Source organism: Legionella sp. W05-934-2, from assembly GCF_964199965.1.
Taxonomy (GTDB): Bacteria; Pseudomonadota; Gammaproteobacteria; order Legionellales; family Legionellaceae; genus JAFIFT01.
In genome coordinates, this window is sequence record NZ_CAXMZT010000009.1 from 79283 (window position 1) to 95524 (window position 16242).

Here is a 16242-nt window from a genome sequence, read left to right on the forward strand (position 1 = left end):
AAGATTTCAAAAAAATCCATCTAGAAACTGTCGGTGAATCTGATAAAGACGGGCGTGGCGTTTCGCCCATGTTCCATGTTTAACTGTAAAGCCAATTGTAGCAAAAGCTCTGCTCAGGCGTAAGAGTGGCATTATGGCACTATAATCAGGAATTGGGCGAATGCTTTCATAACCTCTTAAAAAGGACTTTATTCTAGTAGGCCTCTCCCCCCATTCCTTAAGCTCCAAAGGACAAAAATCTTCTTCGGAAAAACTGGAACGGCCTGAAGCCCAATCAATAATTCCTTGAAGTTTGCCATTATTAATGATCACATTACCTGGACGAAAATCACGGTGTATCATGCAAGGACCATCTACTGAGGACAAGAGATTGATATGATCATCATAATATCGGTGGCATTGATCAAGCAGAGTTTTAGGCAAATGATCGCTGCATTCCGCAAAGCCTTCTTCAAATTTACAAGTAAAGTAAATACGTGGGTCAGAGCTTAAATTATGAGGTTGTGTAAGGTCGCCATAACCATCTACGCGGTTGAGATGGATACCGGCGAGCTGCGAACCAATGTCATAAGCCAATGTATCGGTAAGGTCTATTATTTTAAGCAGGGTGCCGGGTAGGCACTCCATTAAAATTGCACCATGAATACCTGTGTCTGGTGGCACTTCTTGTATAATACGCGGTACTGGTAATATCCCTGCAAAGTGTTTTAGAAAAAAAAGTTCGCGTAAATAATCTTGAGTTCGGGTACTTATTTTTAAAATAAGAGGTAAACCAGTAGGCTCTGTTACTTTATATACGATGGCAACCATTGCATCATCATGGTCTATGCGTATAAAGGTAGCGCCATGAAGATTAAGGCGTTGTTTATACAGAGTGATAAGATTATCCAATTTAATCCTAAATTATGGTACAGCTTTAGATGTGGGTAAAAATTCTTTGCGTAAAAAATAAAACACCGAGTTTTTTTGAAATCCATGTCGTTCAAATTCAATGGTAAAGCCAAGTTTTTGATAAAAACCAAGTGCTTCCCAATCCATAGTATTAACGGTGGCAAAGGTGCAGCATTTGTCCTTACCGTATTGGAAAGCTGACTCAATAAGTTTTGTCCCCAAACCTTGATTTCGAAGTGAGTCACTTACCCAGAGTTGGTCGATATAAAGACAGCCATATAGAGTACAGCCATTACAGCCGCCGACGATAGTATTGTCTTCTTCACGGATGAATAAGCTAAAAAAATCCAGAGGCTTAAATCCTTTTTTCTGGGTGGCTTGGTTCATAATAGCATCACCAAGAACCTGAATATCCTCAGGGCGTGGATTGTTTTCAAAGATCACTTGGTAAGTCATGACAAGATTTTCCTAAAGCAAATTAAACGATTTATTTATCATGCTACAACTGGTGGAATAAACCCCTCAGCCTGCATTTGCCAAAGTTTGTAAAAATGGCCATATTGATTCTTTAATAAATTCTCCAATGAACCATCCTCAACAATTTCACCGTTAACAAAAACTAATATTCTATCCATATCTTTTAGGGTGGATAAGCGGTGGGCAATAACAATTGTAGTTTTATTAGCCATGACTTCATGCAGCGCTTCATGAATTTCGTTTTCAGTAAGTGAGTCAAGTGAGGAGGTTGCTTCATCCAGGAGCAGAATAGGGGCATTTTTAAGAAACGCTCGTGCTATGGCAATACGCTGTTTTTGCCCCCCAGATAACTTAACCCCACGTTCTCCAACTAATGATTGATATTGTTCGGGTAAATCCATAATAAAATCATGGCAACGCGCTTTTTTTGCTGCGTCAATTACCTCTTCATCTGTAGCACCAACCCGTGCAAACTTGATGTTTTCCATAATGGAACGATGAAATAATTCAGGCTCTTGCGGAATGGTTCCAATTTGCCTTCTTAAAGAACCTTTAGTGACTTCTTTTATATCTTGGTCATCAATTAATATTTGGCCTGATTGTATCTCCACGAGGCGTAAAATTAATTTGATAAATGTCGATTTCCCTCCACCGGAATAACCAACTAGTCCAACTTTTTCGCCTGGATTTATTGTAATTGTAAGGTCTTTAAACAAAGGCTTGTTGTTTTCATAATGGAATGAGACTTCACGAAATGAAAGCTGACCTTGTGTCACTTGAAGTGGTTGTGCATTTGGTAGATCAGTAATTTCATGAGGTTGTTTAATAATACTTAACGCTTGATTGCAGGTCCCAACCACTTTGGAATAACGTTGCATCTGTTTGCCCATATCATGTATTCCCCACATAAAGGTAATTGATAAGGTCAACACTAATGCAAAATCTCCTGCACTTACCCATCCCAGCTTAAGGCCGTAGATCAATGCAATCAGCATGGAAACAATCAAAACCGAGCCACCCAGGCCTTGCAGAAAATTTATTTTTAAATTATACCAAGACAGTTCCCAGTCACTTTTTACGACCCGATTGAGGATAGTATCAATGTTCGAGACTTCATGAGCAATATTATCAAATAATTTGGTGCTCATGACATTTGAAACACTATCAGAAACCGAACCTGAAAGTTGGGAGATATTTTCTGAAAATGTTCTTGAATAACGCTCAGCACCTTTTGATGCAATATAAGAAAGGAGGACAAATAACAGAGCCCACAAAAATAATATCATACTAAATATTGGATGAACTACTTGATACAGAGTTCCGCAGGCAATGATTGCGGCAAAGAGCCTTGGGTAAAACCATTCATTGGGTATGCTAATTAAAGGCTCAATATTTTCCATTAGATCAGCTATTTTTTTAGTCAAAGCGCCAGCAAATGTATTTTGGAAAAAAGTATGTGAGTGATGCAGCAAATAGCAAATTACATCCCTCTCAACAGACGATCTAATATAAGGATATAATTGCAAATTAACGTAATCATATAAGCGGAAATTCAAATTAATAATAATGGACATTGATGCATAGATAGTCGCAGGGAGTATGATGGCAGCTATCATTTGAGTTTGATCGGCCGAATAGCGAATGACCGTATCAATAATCACCTTTAGCAAATAAGGATTAAGGGACATTTCTATCGCCCAGACAAGAGCTGTAAGGATAAATCCAGCCAAATACCATTTTTTATGTTTTAAATAGCGCCAGACAAATGGGGTTAGTTTGTTGGGCAAATTTTTAATCTCATACATGTCTTGCATGACTTAAAAGTCCCACATAGTGCTTTGCTAATATTAGTACAAAACCCCACTTATTATTTTTATTTAATATTTTCATCGTCATCCTCATTCTTAACCCAATAATCGGCGGGGCCACCGCCAGGTGTTGGCCTGGTTGATAATGGGCTTAGCTTATATGTTGATCCTTTCTCGTTGCTGCTAGATCCACTAGATTCTTTTTTTCGATTTGCAATGATGGTTTTGTTTACCGTATCAATTAAAATTTTATCCTTAAATAGTAAGAATAAATCGTTAGCATGTACCGTATTATCGTCCTCAAATTTACAAACGACAAATAGATTGGCATCATTTTTATCATTAAATTGAGCAATTGTTTTTCTTTCTAAAGAATCGATGGTTTTAATCATGACTTGGAAAATAAATGGGGCTGCATTATTAAAATCACCATTACCTTCCGCATATTTGGCATGGGTAATAGAAATGCTCTCTTTATTTAATTCATGCAATAGTTCATGGTCGTCATATAGTCTATAAATAACCTTTTTTCTTTCTTCATCATTTATAGATGATTTTTTTGTCATAAAAAATCTTGCGTCATTTAATTCATTAAACTCAGCAATGAATTTTTCTTCGCCTCTGGCATAATGTTCGGTAATTTTATAGTTCATATGACATCAAAATAAATAGTGATTTTTAATGATAGCATATTGATGTACTAGGGAAGCCAAGTAGGTTCCCTTAAGCACCGAATAGTTCTTATTTTTACCTGACCAAGAAAGTAAAGTGTCGTATTTATTTTCCAATAGCATTAATAATGCTTGATACATGTTCTTCGATAGCTCCGTCATCAGAGCTGAGCGAAAAACTGGCTACTTGCTCATATAAATCATCGCGTTCCTGGCGAAGTTTATTTAGAAATGCTTTGTAGTCGGTCGTAGGTAGTAGTGGACGATTATGAGCAATTCTATCCAATTGCACATCGAGACTCACTTTCAAATAGACCACAAATTCAGAAGATAATAATTCCTGGTTTTTTTGATGACAGATGATACTATCATCGGTCGTTACCACTATATTTTCTTTGGTTTTTTGATAAGACAAAATATCTGATAAGCATTGATGGAAGGCGTCTTCACCTTGTTTTCCAATGATTTCCATTACGGGTCGACCTATTGAAGGAGCCAAGGCAAAATCAGCATCAATGAATTGCCAGCTCATTCTTTTTGCAAGTGCTTGGGCTAGAACGCCTTTGCCTGCTCCTGAATGACCAACGATAAAAATGCGATTGTATTTACTCATTTTAATATTCTCCAGATGTTGTGTTGCTATCTATTATGATACATTAAATTCTTTGCTCTATAAGCCATTGTAACTTTTCGTTTAGACCTTAGTTTCTCTATCAGGGTTGATCATGATATAAAGCTATTAACTCTTTGCTTGAGGTACATCCCAGTAACTCCATTGTTTTAGCAAGATAATCTTCTACTGTTCTATACGAAATATTCATTGTACGTGCAATTTCTTTTGCGGCTTTTCCTTGAGCCAGTAATTTAAGACAGGCAGCTTGTTGATCGGTTAGCTGTACTGGAACATGCTCGGTTTTATGAAAAATGGTTAAGTCTTTTTTATTTAATTTTAATGGGTTAATAAAAGATTTCCTGTCTTTAATTTCTAATACTGTGTTGAGAATGCGGAGCACATGCTTTTCAAGGGCATTGTCGTCACTGCTAATAGTTAAACTTGCCACTTGGTCATACAAACCGTCGCGTTCCTGATGAAGTCGGTCTAGAAATGACTGGAGTTCAGTATTCAGTAACAGAGGGGAAGGTTGACGAGCATTGCGCTCGATCTGGACTGGTGTGCTCACTTTCAAATTCACAACACATTCTGTTGATAGTAATTGGCGATTCTGTTCGCTGCACACAATGCTGGCATCAGTAGTTACAACAATGTGTTCTTGATTCATTAGAGTAGCTAATAGTTCAGATTGACAAGCATAGAAGCTATTTTCACCTTGTTTTCCTAAAATTTCAGTTAAGGTGCGTCCCATTCGAAACTCTAGTCCCAGATCAGCATCGATAAACTGCCAACCTAGTTTTTCTGCCACAGTTTTTGCGACTAAAGCTTTGCCAGCACCTGGATGACCAATAATGAAAATACGTTTATATTGACTCATGTTGTTAGCTCCTGAACTCGTTTAGCAATTTAGTATTATTTAGAAAATGATACCACCACGAAGGTCATAAATAATACAGTATTTCTACGGTAAGCCTTTACCCTGGCCCTTTCATGAAATAGTGAACCCTCATATTGAACCCATTAAAGAATTGATCCCTAAGTCAGAAATTTGTTCAATAAATGATATTTTAAACTGTTGCATGATATTATTCCCGAGGAAACCATGGTTTTGGACTATTTTTAGTCAACATTGGTGTATATTCAACAACTACAAATTTTAAGAAAATTTTTAAATTTACTATTGACCCTGACATTATGTCATCCCCTATCCTTGATAATGACAGGAGAATTAAATGAAAGTATGGCATATAAAAGAAATCAGCGAGTTAACCAAAACATCAATTCGTATGTTAAGACATTACGATAAAATTGGATTATTAGAGCCGTCTTATCGTGAGTCTAATGGTTATCGTTGTTATACAGCACCAGATTTGGCTAAGTTGCAGCAGATTGTTGCCTTAAAGTACTTTGGTTTTAATTTAAGTATTATAAAAAATATTCTGCAAAAACATAACAATATCTATGCGCATCTTCAAGCACAGCAACAAGTGATTAAAAAACAATCTGATCATTTGCAGCAAGTACATAATGTGCTGGATGGAATTCTTAAACGTCTTGCTCCATCTAAGTCTCCTGATTGGAATGATTTATTACTATTAATTGAGGGGTTCAATATGACAGACAATCTGAGAGAAAAATTAAAAGATTCATGGGCTGGTAAAACATTATCAGAATCTCAATTTGAAGAATATTTATTTCTTTATGAGCAATTCCCTGAAGAATTTGCTCAAAGGGATGCCATGATTGATGAAATTAATCAAAAACTTGTAGGTGATCCTGAGGGGCCAGATGGGGAAAGAGTGGTTCTTTTTAGTCATGATTTGGCCAAAAAAATGAAACAATTTTTTACGCAAAACGTGAAACTCAGTTCAAGTTTTCTTGAAAGTATTAAATCAGGAAAGGTGACGCAACTTGAGATTACCCCAGAAGGGGCCAACTGGATAGGAAGAGCGACATTAGCGTATTGGCTGAAACGATGGAATGGACTTTATGATAAAATTGTAAACAGTCTTGCTGCGGATCCCAATGGAAAGATTGGAAAAGAATTGGCTAAAGAATGGCGGACTATACTTGATGATTATTTTTCCGTTGGTTCTAAGGATTTCCTTAATGGAATACTCTTATGGCAAGAAACTGCAAGGCAGGACGAAGAAATTAAGTCACTAAAAACGATACCAACACCTCAGGAAATGATGAACCGGGTTCATATTAAGTTGTTGTTTAATCCACAAGCTGCAAGCTGGATTAGCCAGGCACTTGAAATGAATTCTCGATAAATTTTGCTTACTAGCATTAAAAAGATGAGGTGTATTATGTTTGCTAAGACTTCGAAAGATTTTATTACTCTTCCATAAAAGTGTCACTTTAATAAGGCATGGATGCCATTAAGTTGTTAGTAATTTTTAAAACATAAGGTGGTCTAGTGAAAATTATATATTATTTTGCTTTGCTTATAATTGGTATTTGGCTTTTTGATAAAACCTGTTTGTGGTTAGAACGTAAGGGCTGGTTGTATTATCGATTTGAGAAGCCACAGAAAGGAATTATAGGTGATGTGTTGCAAGAATTAAACGCACATCTATCACCAAGTAATCGCCATGTCGTCGAGATGAAACAAAATACGGCGAGATTTAAGAAAAGTGAAGCAGATGCACCTAGCGATCCAAACGATCATTTTTCAAATTAAATATTAACCCAGCCACAACAGAGGTAATAATGCGAGATAACCTACGAAACAAATTTGGAGTTTTTTTGATATGTTTAACAGCTGTTTTAGGCGTTGATGTTTCTTATGCCGGATGTGGACAGAATATTAATGAAGGCATTCAAAAAATTATTGATGAAGAACGAGTAAAATATCATATACCAGGCATTGAAGTGAGTATTAGCTGCCCTGGTGAAGATTCACCACGCGATTTTGTTAGTGGCACAACAACGTTAAATGGTGACGTTCCGATTAGGCCCGAACATTTATTTCAAATTGGCAGTGAAACAAAATCGTTTATCTCCGCAGTTATTTTACAACTTGAAGCAGAGGGGCGGTTATCCATATACGACCCGATTGGCAATTATTTAAAAAATATTCCCGAGGCCTGGCAAGACGTTACAATTCAACAATTACTGAATCACACCAGTGGTATTTTTAATTATACTGAAGTGGTTGAGTTATGGACCGCACTGATGACTAGTGATTTCAAAATGCAATTTTCCTCAGATGAGTTAATCAGCTTTGTAAAAAATAAAGAATTTAACTTCTTTCCTGGGTTGGGTTGGAGCTATTCAAACACAAACTATATTTTAGCTGGAATGGTAGTACAGGCTGTGACTGGCAAATCCATTGAAGAGGAGATTAATACTCGTTTATTGCAACCATTACATCTTTCCAATACTTATTATTATGCAGGCGCCTATAATGACGACATGCTGCAACGCATGGCACATGGTTATTCATCAATAGGATTGTTTCCTGATGAACCAAAAGATATTACAAGTCAAAATATGTCATGGGCAAATGCGGCTGGAGCTATTGTTTCAACATCACATGATATAGCCATTTGGCTAAGGCATTTATTGACTGACGATAACCTATTATCCGCGAATCAGCGGCAAGAATTACTCAGCCTTGTTGATGTAGAAAATGGACAACCCTTGCCGTTCGAAAGCGACAAAGTGGGTTATGGTTTAGGTGTGATTAGATTTAATTTACCATCGGGTGAAATTTGGGGACATGATGGTGGCACATTTGGATTTATTTCTCATATGTCTTGGCTTAAATGCAATGATGTGGTGATTACTGCGATCGTGAACCATGTGGATAAAAGTGAAGCAGATGGGCTTGGTAGTACGGCAATAACAATGGATTTAATTAATTTCATCCAACAGGCGGATACAACAAAGCAATGCCAGATGGGATTGATGCCAAGCAAGCGGTCTTTATCCAAGCAGCTGCAAAGTATTCGTAGTTTAGATCGACTTGTTCCGAAGCGATCACAATGATCGCTTTAACAAGATTTTAAAAAATTGATTTTACCTATTGACCTTAACGTTACGTAATCCCTTATCGTGTATTTGGTCAGTTAGAGGAACTTAAAATGTCTTACACGGTAAATAAATTAGCGAAATTGTCAGGTGTAAGCTCACGCACTCTTCGTTTTTATGACGAGATTGGTTTATTAAAGCCTGCCTTCTATGGCGAGAACCAATATCGTTATTATGAAGAAGAGCAACTTTTGATGCTTCAGCAAATTTTGTTTTTTCCGTGAATTGGGTTTTCCTCTCAGTGACATACAGCGGATTATCAGTAGCGATGACTTCAATAAAATTGAAGCCTTGAATACTCATAAATCCATTCTTCAATCCAGTCTTGAGCGAACCGAAACACTCATCAAGACGATTGATAAAACCATTTCACATCTAAGAGGTAAATTAATCATGCGTGACGCAGAAATGTATGATGGCTTTGATCCAAACAAACAACAAGAACATGAAAAATACATGGTTAATACCGGTATAATTACTCAACAGCAAATTGATGACAGTTGGAACAATGTACGGCATTGGAAGAAAGATAATTGGGAACAATTTAAGCAAGAAGGCGAACAGTTAAATCAAGAGCTTGCTAAGGCGATGAGCAATCATCTTAAACCAGCTGATATAGAAGTTCAGGCTTTAATTCAAAGGCATTATTCCTGGGTAAAAAATTTTTGGACTCCAACAAAAGAGAGTTACATGGGACTGGCTCAAATGTACCTAGATCATCCTGATTATCGAGAGTTTTATAATAAATATCATCCAAACTTGGTTGAATATTTAATTGAAGCAATGGGGGTATTTGCTGAACGTAAACTCTCTTAATAGTGAGAACCTGCCATGTGTTATCATGGCGGGATTATTTTCCCAAGATTTACTGGTGTACAATCATGAGCAATAAGATAGCCAATGATAATTTGTCCATTAAATTAAACGATGGTAGACAGCTAGGCTTCGCGGAATATGGTGATACTAATGGTCAACCCATTTTCTATTTCCATGGTTTTCCTGGGAGCAGACTTGAAGCAGGTCATCTTCATGATATAGCCGCTTCTAATCGATATCGACTGATTGGTATTGATAGGCCAGGCATGGGATTATCTTCCATTGATATAAAACGAAGCATTACTTCATGGGTGGCGGATGTTGAGGCTTTTGCAGATTCTTTAGGTATTGAGAAATTTTCAATCCTAGGGCACTCGGGTGGAGCACCCTTTGTTGCTGCATGTGCCTATATGATACCTCACAGACTAAACGGTGCTGCCATTGTTTCAGGAATGGCGCCTTTTGAGAATCCTGAGTCACAAGTCTGTTTGGCGTGGGGACAACGGATAGCTAATCATATGATCAAAGCCATGCCATGGCTTGCGTTAGTAATGATGAAGTTAACCGCCATGATGCTTAAGAATTCCAGTAGTATGATGAAGCAGATGCTCAAACAACTGCCGGAAATCGACCAAAACGTTTTTCATGACCCTGCTAATAGCAAAGCAATTATTGGCGCAACCCTTGAAGCCTTTAGAAATGGAGTCGGTGGAGCTTCTCAAGAAATGAAGTTACTTTTAAAGCCATGGGGATTTGATTTGGAAAACATCAAGTATCCGATATCCATTTGGCAGGGGGCTTTAGATAAACAAGTACCGGCGTCTCATGGAACTATTTTTGCAAATTTAATACCTAATGCTCAGTTGAAATTATTTGAACATGAGGGGCACCATTCTTTGATACGAAATCATGGTGAGAAAATTTTGCAAACTATTTGTTCGGGAATAGATTGACTCTAATGCGTAATATACGAATTGCTTTATTTTTAAATTTTAGGAGTTATTGAAATATGTACATGCTTTATTTTCTCGTCCCGGAAACACATCTTGATTTTAAAGCGACTATTGCTGAAGCTCTTTATAAAAATGGAACCATCCCTGTTAAAAAAATTGCTGAACAGTTGGATATTTCCAAAACCACGCTGTATTTGTACTTACGATCTCGAAATGTTCCTGTAGGAGAAAAAAGTTGACACTTCAATTTCTAGGAAATAAATATCACATCTTGATTTGGTTATTCGAGAAAATCCACCTAATGATAATATCCCCGAAGAGGTACTAATGTACGATAGATTATATCGTTGGTTTTCTGCTATATCACAATTTAGTAAAGCCCTTTACGCTTCGTTCTATTCTTCTGTTTTATATGCTGATGTAGTGAAGCGTTGGCACGGTTTGGGGATTGGGTACCTTTTATTCCTCATTATTTTGGGAGCCATTCCTTTATCTGGGCGGGTGATCGTAGCATTCAATCATTTTTTTCAGGAGGAAATTCTATTCCCCATCCAAGTGCTTCCTTTACTGACTATACAAAATGGTGAGATCACTTACAATCAACCCATGCCCTATTTAATAAAAAACAACAAAGGAGAAGTGGTCTCAATAATAGACACGACAGGAACCGTGTCTGAAATGAATCAGGCATACCCTCAACTTACGATTTTAATTACCAAAAATAAAATTGACTTCAGACCACCTAGTTATAAGCAGTTTTTAGGTTTGGTTAAAAATGCCATTGGCAACCCTATTTATACCCGCACTTTTGACAAAGGGCTTAATGGGTTATTCTCTGGCACTGAGTGGCTTCATTCCTCTGGGATTTCCAGATTAAATACGCTGATGCAAATCCTTGTCTTTCCCGGCGTGACTTTATTTTATTTTGGTGTTTTTGGGGTTATTTTACTCCTAATGTCCGCATTGGTGCAGCTGTACTCTGATATTTTTTTCGGCTTTAAACTCCCATTTAAAGCCTCATGCCGTCTGTTGGTTGTAGCTGCAACTCCTACCTTGGTGCTATTCTTTTTTATGCGAGGTGGTAATTTCGCTGTACCAGGAATGGCTTTGGTTTATGGAGTACTCATTCTCAGTTATACTTCCTATGGGCTGTATTCAGCCAAACGGTTTAGTGTTTGATTTTATATATTCTAACTGGACATAGTCCCCAACTCATTAACTCTACACCCTGATAAATGGATTCAAATTGTTCGTGATGTATCATTCGAGTGGTGACAATAATTCGGCTACCTGGTTTTAGACCAGCCATCTTTGAAATTAATTCATTCCAGGTGGGATCACTTAGGCAAGTGGCTGCTACGTAGATGATATCGGCATCCCCAAAATCATAATGCGAAAAACTGTCGTTGAAAAATTGAACGTGCTCCATTTGAGGTAGGTATTCTTTCTCATCATCATGTTTTTGAAATTGTTGAATTGCCTTTTCAAGCTGTGTATTCGATTGTTCATACAGAGGAGGTAACAACTCAATACCAATAGATTTGTTAACATTAAAAAATAATATGGCACTCAATACTGCTTTTCCTGACCCCGAACCTAAGTCATAAAAGACATCTTTCGTAGAAGGAAAGGTTCGTTCAAGAATGGTATAAAACGACAAAAAATCGATTTCTCCATAAATAAACTCTTTATTTTGAATCAAATGCAATAATCGATACCTTATCGATGAGGATTTCGCATGAACTTTTTTGTAAAGTTCCTCCAAAATACGTGTCTTTTTCTCTATATTTGACCAATCAGCCCTCTGACTTAACTGTTTTTTTTGCTCTTTTTTTTTGAAATGGGGAACAAGTATATTGGTTAATAGGAGTTTTGAGATAACTAATAAAAAAGGTATGGTGATAATAAAGTAGAACATAACGTGTCACAGTGTTTTAGAGAGCTTTATTATAGTATTACAGGTTATTTCGTAAAATAAAGTAAAAATTCCATCAAAAAAATTTCACATATAATTTCTCTATTATTACAGATTTGAAATTGGTTCTCTTCATGAAAAAAGACAAAGAAAAACATCGGCACGTCCCTGAATCAACCACAGCAGATGAACCAAAAGTCTCTTCAGTTACACTAACGTTACAACTATTAACCAAAGAAAAAGAAAAAAATAAAGAAGCAGAAAAAAAGAATCTGCTGATGAAACAGCAAAAGTACGCTGTAAGGTTTGTTTTAAAGAAATCGCACCTAAACGTCTTTGTTCTGGACATGGTGGCGGCGGTGGTGGAGACAAAAGAAGCCCTGAAGTAACATTACTTGATGGATTTGGATAGTGTACGCAATTTGCTTGCTGTTTATCCTTTGGGGTAGCTATGAATTTCACTTTATCACGCATTCCATGCTCATGTGACCTTTAGTACAATATGATATATTTAGCAATTAAACCACGGGAAAACCTTTATGTTTGAAGCGATTATTTTTGACTTTGACGGTGTTATTTTAGATAGCGAGCCGCTGCATTATGAAGCAGTTACTAATGTATTAAAAAAAATCGGGATAATACTAAGCTACAAAGAATATGCAAAAAAATACATTGGACTATCTGACAAAGAAATGTTTCCCTTATTATTGAAAGATAAGGGATGTGTATTTTCAGCAGGCGCTATTGCTTTGCTTATCAATGAAAAAATCGACGTGTATACCCGTATCATAGATGCTTGTAATAAATTACCCATTATCACAAGTGTAGATCAATATATTTACAACGCCCTTCAAAATGACCAAAAAATTGCCATATGTACAGGCTCAACCAAAATAGAAATTTCGACAGCTCTCGATAAACTAAACCTCCGTCAGCATTTCGATACCATTGTTACTGCTGAAGACGTTCAATCTGGAAAACCCTCCCCAGAGGGATATCTATTAACCGCCAAGCGACTTGGGGTTCCAACTAATAAATGTTTGGTTATTGAGGATTCACCACATGGCATAACTGCCGCTAAAAATGCGGGAATGCACGTAGTAGCGCTAGCCACTACACATGAAAATCAATGGCTTCAAAATGCAGATCAAATTGTAACTGGTTTTGAAGCATTATTAGATGTGACAGGCCATGTATAACGAAATAAACCAAACAAATACTATTCGTAACGATGGAATTGATTTAATAAGAGGTTTGTCTGTTTTTTCAGTTATCCTGTTGCACTGCTACATTCACTTACCGTTTGGGCAGAGTATTCTTCCTCAGAGATTAGTGAATATCCTATTCAGGAGTGGGTATTATGGTGTGATGGCTTTTTTTGTTGTTTCTGGATTTTTGATTACGACATCAACCATTAAAAAATGGGGCGATCTTCAGAATATCCAATGCAAGCAATTTTATTTGATGCGTTTCGCCCGAATTATGCCCTGCCTAGTGGCGCTTTTAATTGTTTTGAGCCTGCTTGATCTAATAAAAATAAATGGATTTATCCTACACACCACCACGCTGGGAAAAGCATTATTTTCTGCGTTTACATTTAATATTAATTGGCTAGAGGCCAAAACTGGCTATTTACCAGGTAATTGGGACGTGCTTTGGTCTTTATCCATTGAAGAAATTTTTTATATGTTTTTCCCCTTATTATGTATCTTTTTAAAAAATAAATATCAATTGATAGTGTTCATGCTCATTTTAATTATATTAGGGCCATTTGCTCGAACAGTGTTTAGCCACAATGAAATCTGGAGCGATCACTCGTATCTGTCCTGTATGGATGGCATTGCAATTGGCTGCCTAGCAGCCATGTTAGCTAAACAAATCAAACTGAATCGACCATTAATTTTATTCTTTTTCACAACAGGCTTATTGTTATTTATGTTTGTGTTTTTCTTCAGAAAGCAAGTTTTTGACATAGGATTGACTCCAGCAGGTTTAAATGTGACATTTTTAGAGATAGGTATTGCTTTAATTATCATCGCTACTACTCAAGAGCTGCTTACAAGGGATAGTCGTTATGGAGGTCAATTAACATCCTTAATCAGATGGTTTGGTAGAAATAGTTATGAAGTGTATCTTACCCATATGTTTGTTGTGATGTTTATAGGCAATACATTTTATTACTCCAAGCAATCAGCCATTTATATTGGACTCGAGTACTTCACTATATTGGCGCTTTCTGGCTTGTTAGGACATTCTATTGCCAAGTATTATTCAAACCCAATTAATAAAAAGTTAAGAACAAGTAAGTCCATAAAATCTGCGTCTTTTTCATTGGAGATGGGTTAGACATACAGACCATCCCCAATGGGTTACAAAGCATTTTTTGTCTTGTTCTGATTGCTCTTGGGTTGAATTCTTCCCTAGCAAGACTTGTTCAAGATAATAGCGGCTGTCTTCAAAAAAACGCTGAAGTTTATAAAACTCACATAAGTTATGATTGATTTTATAATGAGGATTTAGTTTGCAATATTCATCAACAAGAGGCACCTCTTGATAGTGCCAAAGATCGCGCTCAATAGGCGCGATTTTTAATCCATCCCAATCAACTAACCATACTTCATATGGAGTTTGCAAAACATTATAGTGGTGAGCATCACCATGAGTAATGACAAAAGGCATTTTTCCCTTTGAAAATTTTGTCTGCCATTGTTGAATAGTGTTCAAGTGCCCTGGTTAATTTTTCTTTATTCTTATCTAAAAGAGAAAGAATCGATTTTGCATGGTTTGTATATGTTTATGTTCTTTTATTTTTACTTAAATTTAACTTACTTTTAAGATATTTTTTGGCAACACTTGAGCCGATGATCTTTTGTATAACACCTTCACTGTTCCCATTTTTGCTGGAGAGGTTACATTTTTAAAATATAATTTTTAATAGATGCGAATAAAAGTAAGACATTATTTTTATTCGCACTTATTTTACCGAGGTTTCATATTAAAGGGAGATGGGTTAAAGATTTCTTGCTCCTCTTCCTCCGCCTTTTTAGGTTCTATATCCTTATTAGGCTCAATTTCTTCTCGTTTAGTGGGTTTATCTTTATTAGAATGCTTGGGTTCCATCGAAAGTGGATTTGGAGCATGACTTTGATCTTTCGTGACTTCATCCTTTTCTTGTGCTTTCGGACTGGATATGGGCACTAAATTATTTGCTAGCCGTTGGTTAAATGCATCGTATAAGGCTAATGTGGGCATGGTAATACGAAGAGAAAGTATGTTTCCTTTCTCATCTTGAATCATTTTCATACAATCATCGGGAAGATGATTTTCTTCTTTAAACTCATTAAATTCTTTTATAATCGCTTCCATGAATTTTTTTAATTCTTCTCTTTGTTCTTCAGTTAATGCATTAGGCTCACAAAGCAATTTAATGGTAAGGGTCATTGAATCGCGATCACTATCAACCAGCAATAGTCCTTTGGCGATCAAATCCGCAATTATTTCTGGGTCAAAACTAGACTCTAAATCAAGTGCTTCACTATCTCCCATTGAAGCAAACTCCCCCAATTCATGCGTAGTCTCTAATACCTTGCCTGATTTAGTTAGAGATTTATCTTCCCCAGGACTTGCTGTTTCCTCGGATGTCTTACCAGAACCACCATCACCTCCACCGCCTCCACCACCACCATGTCCGAAACAACGACGGGTAGGGGCTATTTCTTTAAAACAAGTCCGACAGCGTGATTTTGCTCCTTCAGCAGCAGACTCTTTTTTTTCTATCTCTTTAATTTTTTCTTTTTCTTTGTTCAATAGTTGTAACGTTATTGAAGCTGAAGAGGTTTGTTCTTTTGCTCCACCTGCTGTGGTTGGTTCAGGGATGGGCTGATGTTTTTCTTTCTCTTTGTCTTTTTTCATGAAGGATACCAAATTAAAGTTTATAAATAAGTAAGATAATTATACACAAATATTAAGTTATCTGCAAAATTCCTGTCAAATAATGTTATATTTTAATTATTTTGATTTAATTTAAATCAAAAATTGATGTTGAGTAGTACTCATTGGT

At 36.7% G+C, this 16242-nt stretch carries 18 protein-coding genes and 1 pseudogene; 10 read left to right on the forward strand and 9 right to left on the reverse strand.

Going from position 1 to position 16242, the window contains the following annotated elements; genetic code table 11:
- Positions 1-6: 6 nt before the first annotated feature.
- The 6 genes from AB3348_RS11100 to AB3348_RS11125 all read right to left on the reverse strand — a co-directional run bounded on the left by AB3348_RS11100 (position 7) and on the right by AB3348_RS11125 (position 5337).
- Positions 7-891 carry an aminoglycoside phosphotransferase family protein gene (locus AB3348_RS11100; protein WP_367607688.1) on the reverse strand — a complete coding sequence of 295 codons (885 nt, stop codon included), beginning with the start codon at positions 889-891 and terminating at the stop codon, positions 7-9.
- A gap of 12 nt (positions 892-903) precedes the next feature.
- A complete protein-coding gene (locus AB3348_RS11105; RefSeq protein WP_367607689.1) occupies positions 904-1347 on the reverse strand; it encodes a GNAT family N-acetyltransferase in 444 nt (147 codons plus the stop codon).
- 38 nt (positions 1348-1385) lie between these two features.
- On the reverse strand, positions 1386-3182 hold the full coding sequence (locus AB3348_RS11110) for an ABC transporter ATP-binding protein (protein ID WP_367607690.1): 1797 nt from the start codon (positions 3180-3182) through the stop codon (positions 1386-1388).
- A 59-nt stretch (positions 3183-3241) separates the two neighbouring features.
- Positions 3242-3829 carry a hypothetical protein gene (locus AB3348_RS11115; protein WP_367607691.1) on the reverse strand — a complete coding sequence of 196 codons (588 nt, stop codon included), beginning with the start codon at positions 3827-3829 and terminating at the stop codon, positions 3242-3244.
- Positions 3830-3953: 124 nt separating this feature from the next.
- Positions 3954-4460, reverse strand: a complete 507-nt coding sequence (locus tag AB3348_RS11120; protein ID WP_367607692.1) for a shikimate kinase — start codon at positions 4458-4460, stop codon at positions 3954-3956.
- A gap of 100 nt (positions 4461-4560) precedes the next feature.
- The gene (locus AB3348_RS11125; RefSeq protein ID WP_367607693.1) at positions 4561-5337 is read right to left on the reverse strand and encodes a shikimate kinase; all 777 of its coding nucleotides are present in this window, start codon (positions 5335-5337) and stop codon (positions 4561-4563) included.
- A 355-nt stretch (positions 5338-5692) separates the two neighbouring features.
- Between AB3348_RS11125 and AB3348_RS11130 the strand changes: the two genes are divergently transcribed.
- From AB3348_RS11130 to AB3348_RS11160, 7 genes and pseudogenes are all read left to right on the forward strand, one after another.
- Positions 5693-6736 carry a MerR family transcriptional regulator gene (locus tag AB3348_RS11130; RefSeq protein ID WP_045096640.1) on the forward strand — a complete coding sequence of 348 codons (1044 nt, stop codon included), beginning with the start codon at positions 5693-5695 and terminating at the stop codon, positions 6734-6736.
- Between the two features lie 146 nt (positions 6737-6882).
- On the forward strand, positions 6883-7146 hold the full coding sequence (locus AB3348_RS11135; protein ID WP_045096639.1) for a hypothetical protein: 264 nt from the start codon (positions 6883-6885) through the stop codon (positions 7144-7146).
- 65 nt (positions 7147-7211) lie between these two features.
- The gene (locus AB3348_RS11140) at positions 7212-8456 is read left to right on the forward strand and encodes a serine hydrolase (protein WP_172653475.1); all 1245 of its coding nucleotides are present in this window, start codon (positions 7212-7214) and stop codon (positions 8454-8456) included.
- Positions 8457-8551: 95 nt separating this feature from the next.
- Positions 8552-9314 (forward strand): annotated as a pseudogene (locus AB3348_RS11145) (MerR family transcriptional regulator).
- A gap of 65 nt (positions 9315-9379) precedes the next feature.
- Positions 9380-10267, forward strand: coding sequence for an alpha/beta fold hydrolase (locus tag AB3348_RS11150; RefSeq protein WP_045096638.1), 888 nt, complete (start codon positions 9380-9382; stop codon positions 10265-10267).
- 56 nt (positions 10268-10323) lie between these two features.
- Positions 10324-10506 carry a helix-turn-helix domain-containing protein gene (locus AB3348_RS11155; protein ID WP_045096637.1) on the forward strand — a complete coding sequence of 61 codons (183 nt, stop codon included), beginning with the start codon at positions 10324-10326 and terminating at the stop codon, positions 10504-10506.
- A gap of 88 nt (positions 10507-10594) precedes the next feature.
- A complete protein-coding gene (locus tag AB3348_RS11160; protein ID WP_367607694.1) occupies positions 10595-11446 on the forward strand; it encodes a DUF1189 family protein in 852 nt (283 codons plus the stop codon).
- Here the strand turns inward: AB3348_RS11160 and AB3348_RS11165 are convergent.
- Complete coding sequence (locus AB3348_RS11165) at positions 11436-12185, reverse strand: hypothetical protein (RefSeq protein WP_045096635.1); 750 nt, start codon at positions 12183-12185, stop codon at positions 11436-11438. The genes AB3348_RS11160 and AB3348_RS11165 overlap by 11 nt on opposite strands.
- A gap of 131 nt (positions 12186-12316) precedes the next feature.
- On the opposite strand from AB3348_RS11165, the gene AB3348_RS11170 reads away from it, so the two are divergent.
- From AB3348_RS11170 to AB3348_RS11180, 3 genes are all read left to right on the forward strand, one after another.
- Positions 12317-12571: a hypothetical protein gene (locus AB3348_RS11170; protein ID WP_045096634.1), complete on the forward strand. Its 255-nt coding sequence runs from the start codon at positions 12317-12319 to the stop codon at positions 12569-12571.
- A gap of 150 nt (positions 12572-12721) precedes the next feature.
- Positions 12722-13381 carry an HAD family phosphatase gene (locus AB3348_RS11175; RefSeq protein WP_045096633.1) on the forward strand — a complete coding sequence of 220 codons (660 nt, stop codon included), beginning with the start codon at positions 12722-12724 and terminating at the stop codon, positions 13379-13381.
- Positions 13374-14528: an acyltransferase gene (locus AB3348_RS11180; protein ID WP_045096632.1), complete on the forward strand. Its 1155-nt coding sequence runs from the start codon at positions 13374-13376 to the stop codon at positions 14526-14528. The genes AB3348_RS11175 and AB3348_RS11180 overlap by 8 nt, the downstream gene beginning before the upstream one ends.
- Here AB3348_RS11180 and AB3348_RS11185 read toward each other — a convergent pair.
- Together AB3348_RS11185 and AB3348_RS11190 are read right to left on the reverse strand one after the other, a co-directional pair.
- The gene (locus tag AB3348_RS11185) at positions 14511-14861 is read right to left on the reverse strand and encodes a phosphotransferase (RefSeq protein WP_052673968.1); all 351 of its coding nucleotides are present in this window, start codon (positions 14859-14861) and stop codon (positions 14511-14513) included. The two genes, AB3348_RS11180 and AB3348_RS11185, sit on opposite strands and share 18 nt — an antisense overlap.
- A 300-nt stretch (positions 14862-15161) precedes the next feature.
- Positions 15162-16094, reverse strand: coding sequence for a hypothetical protein (locus AB3348_RS11190; protein ID WP_045096631.1), 933 nt, complete (start codon positions 16092-16094; stop codon positions 15162-15164).
- Positions 16095-16242 lie beyond the last annotated feature (148 nt).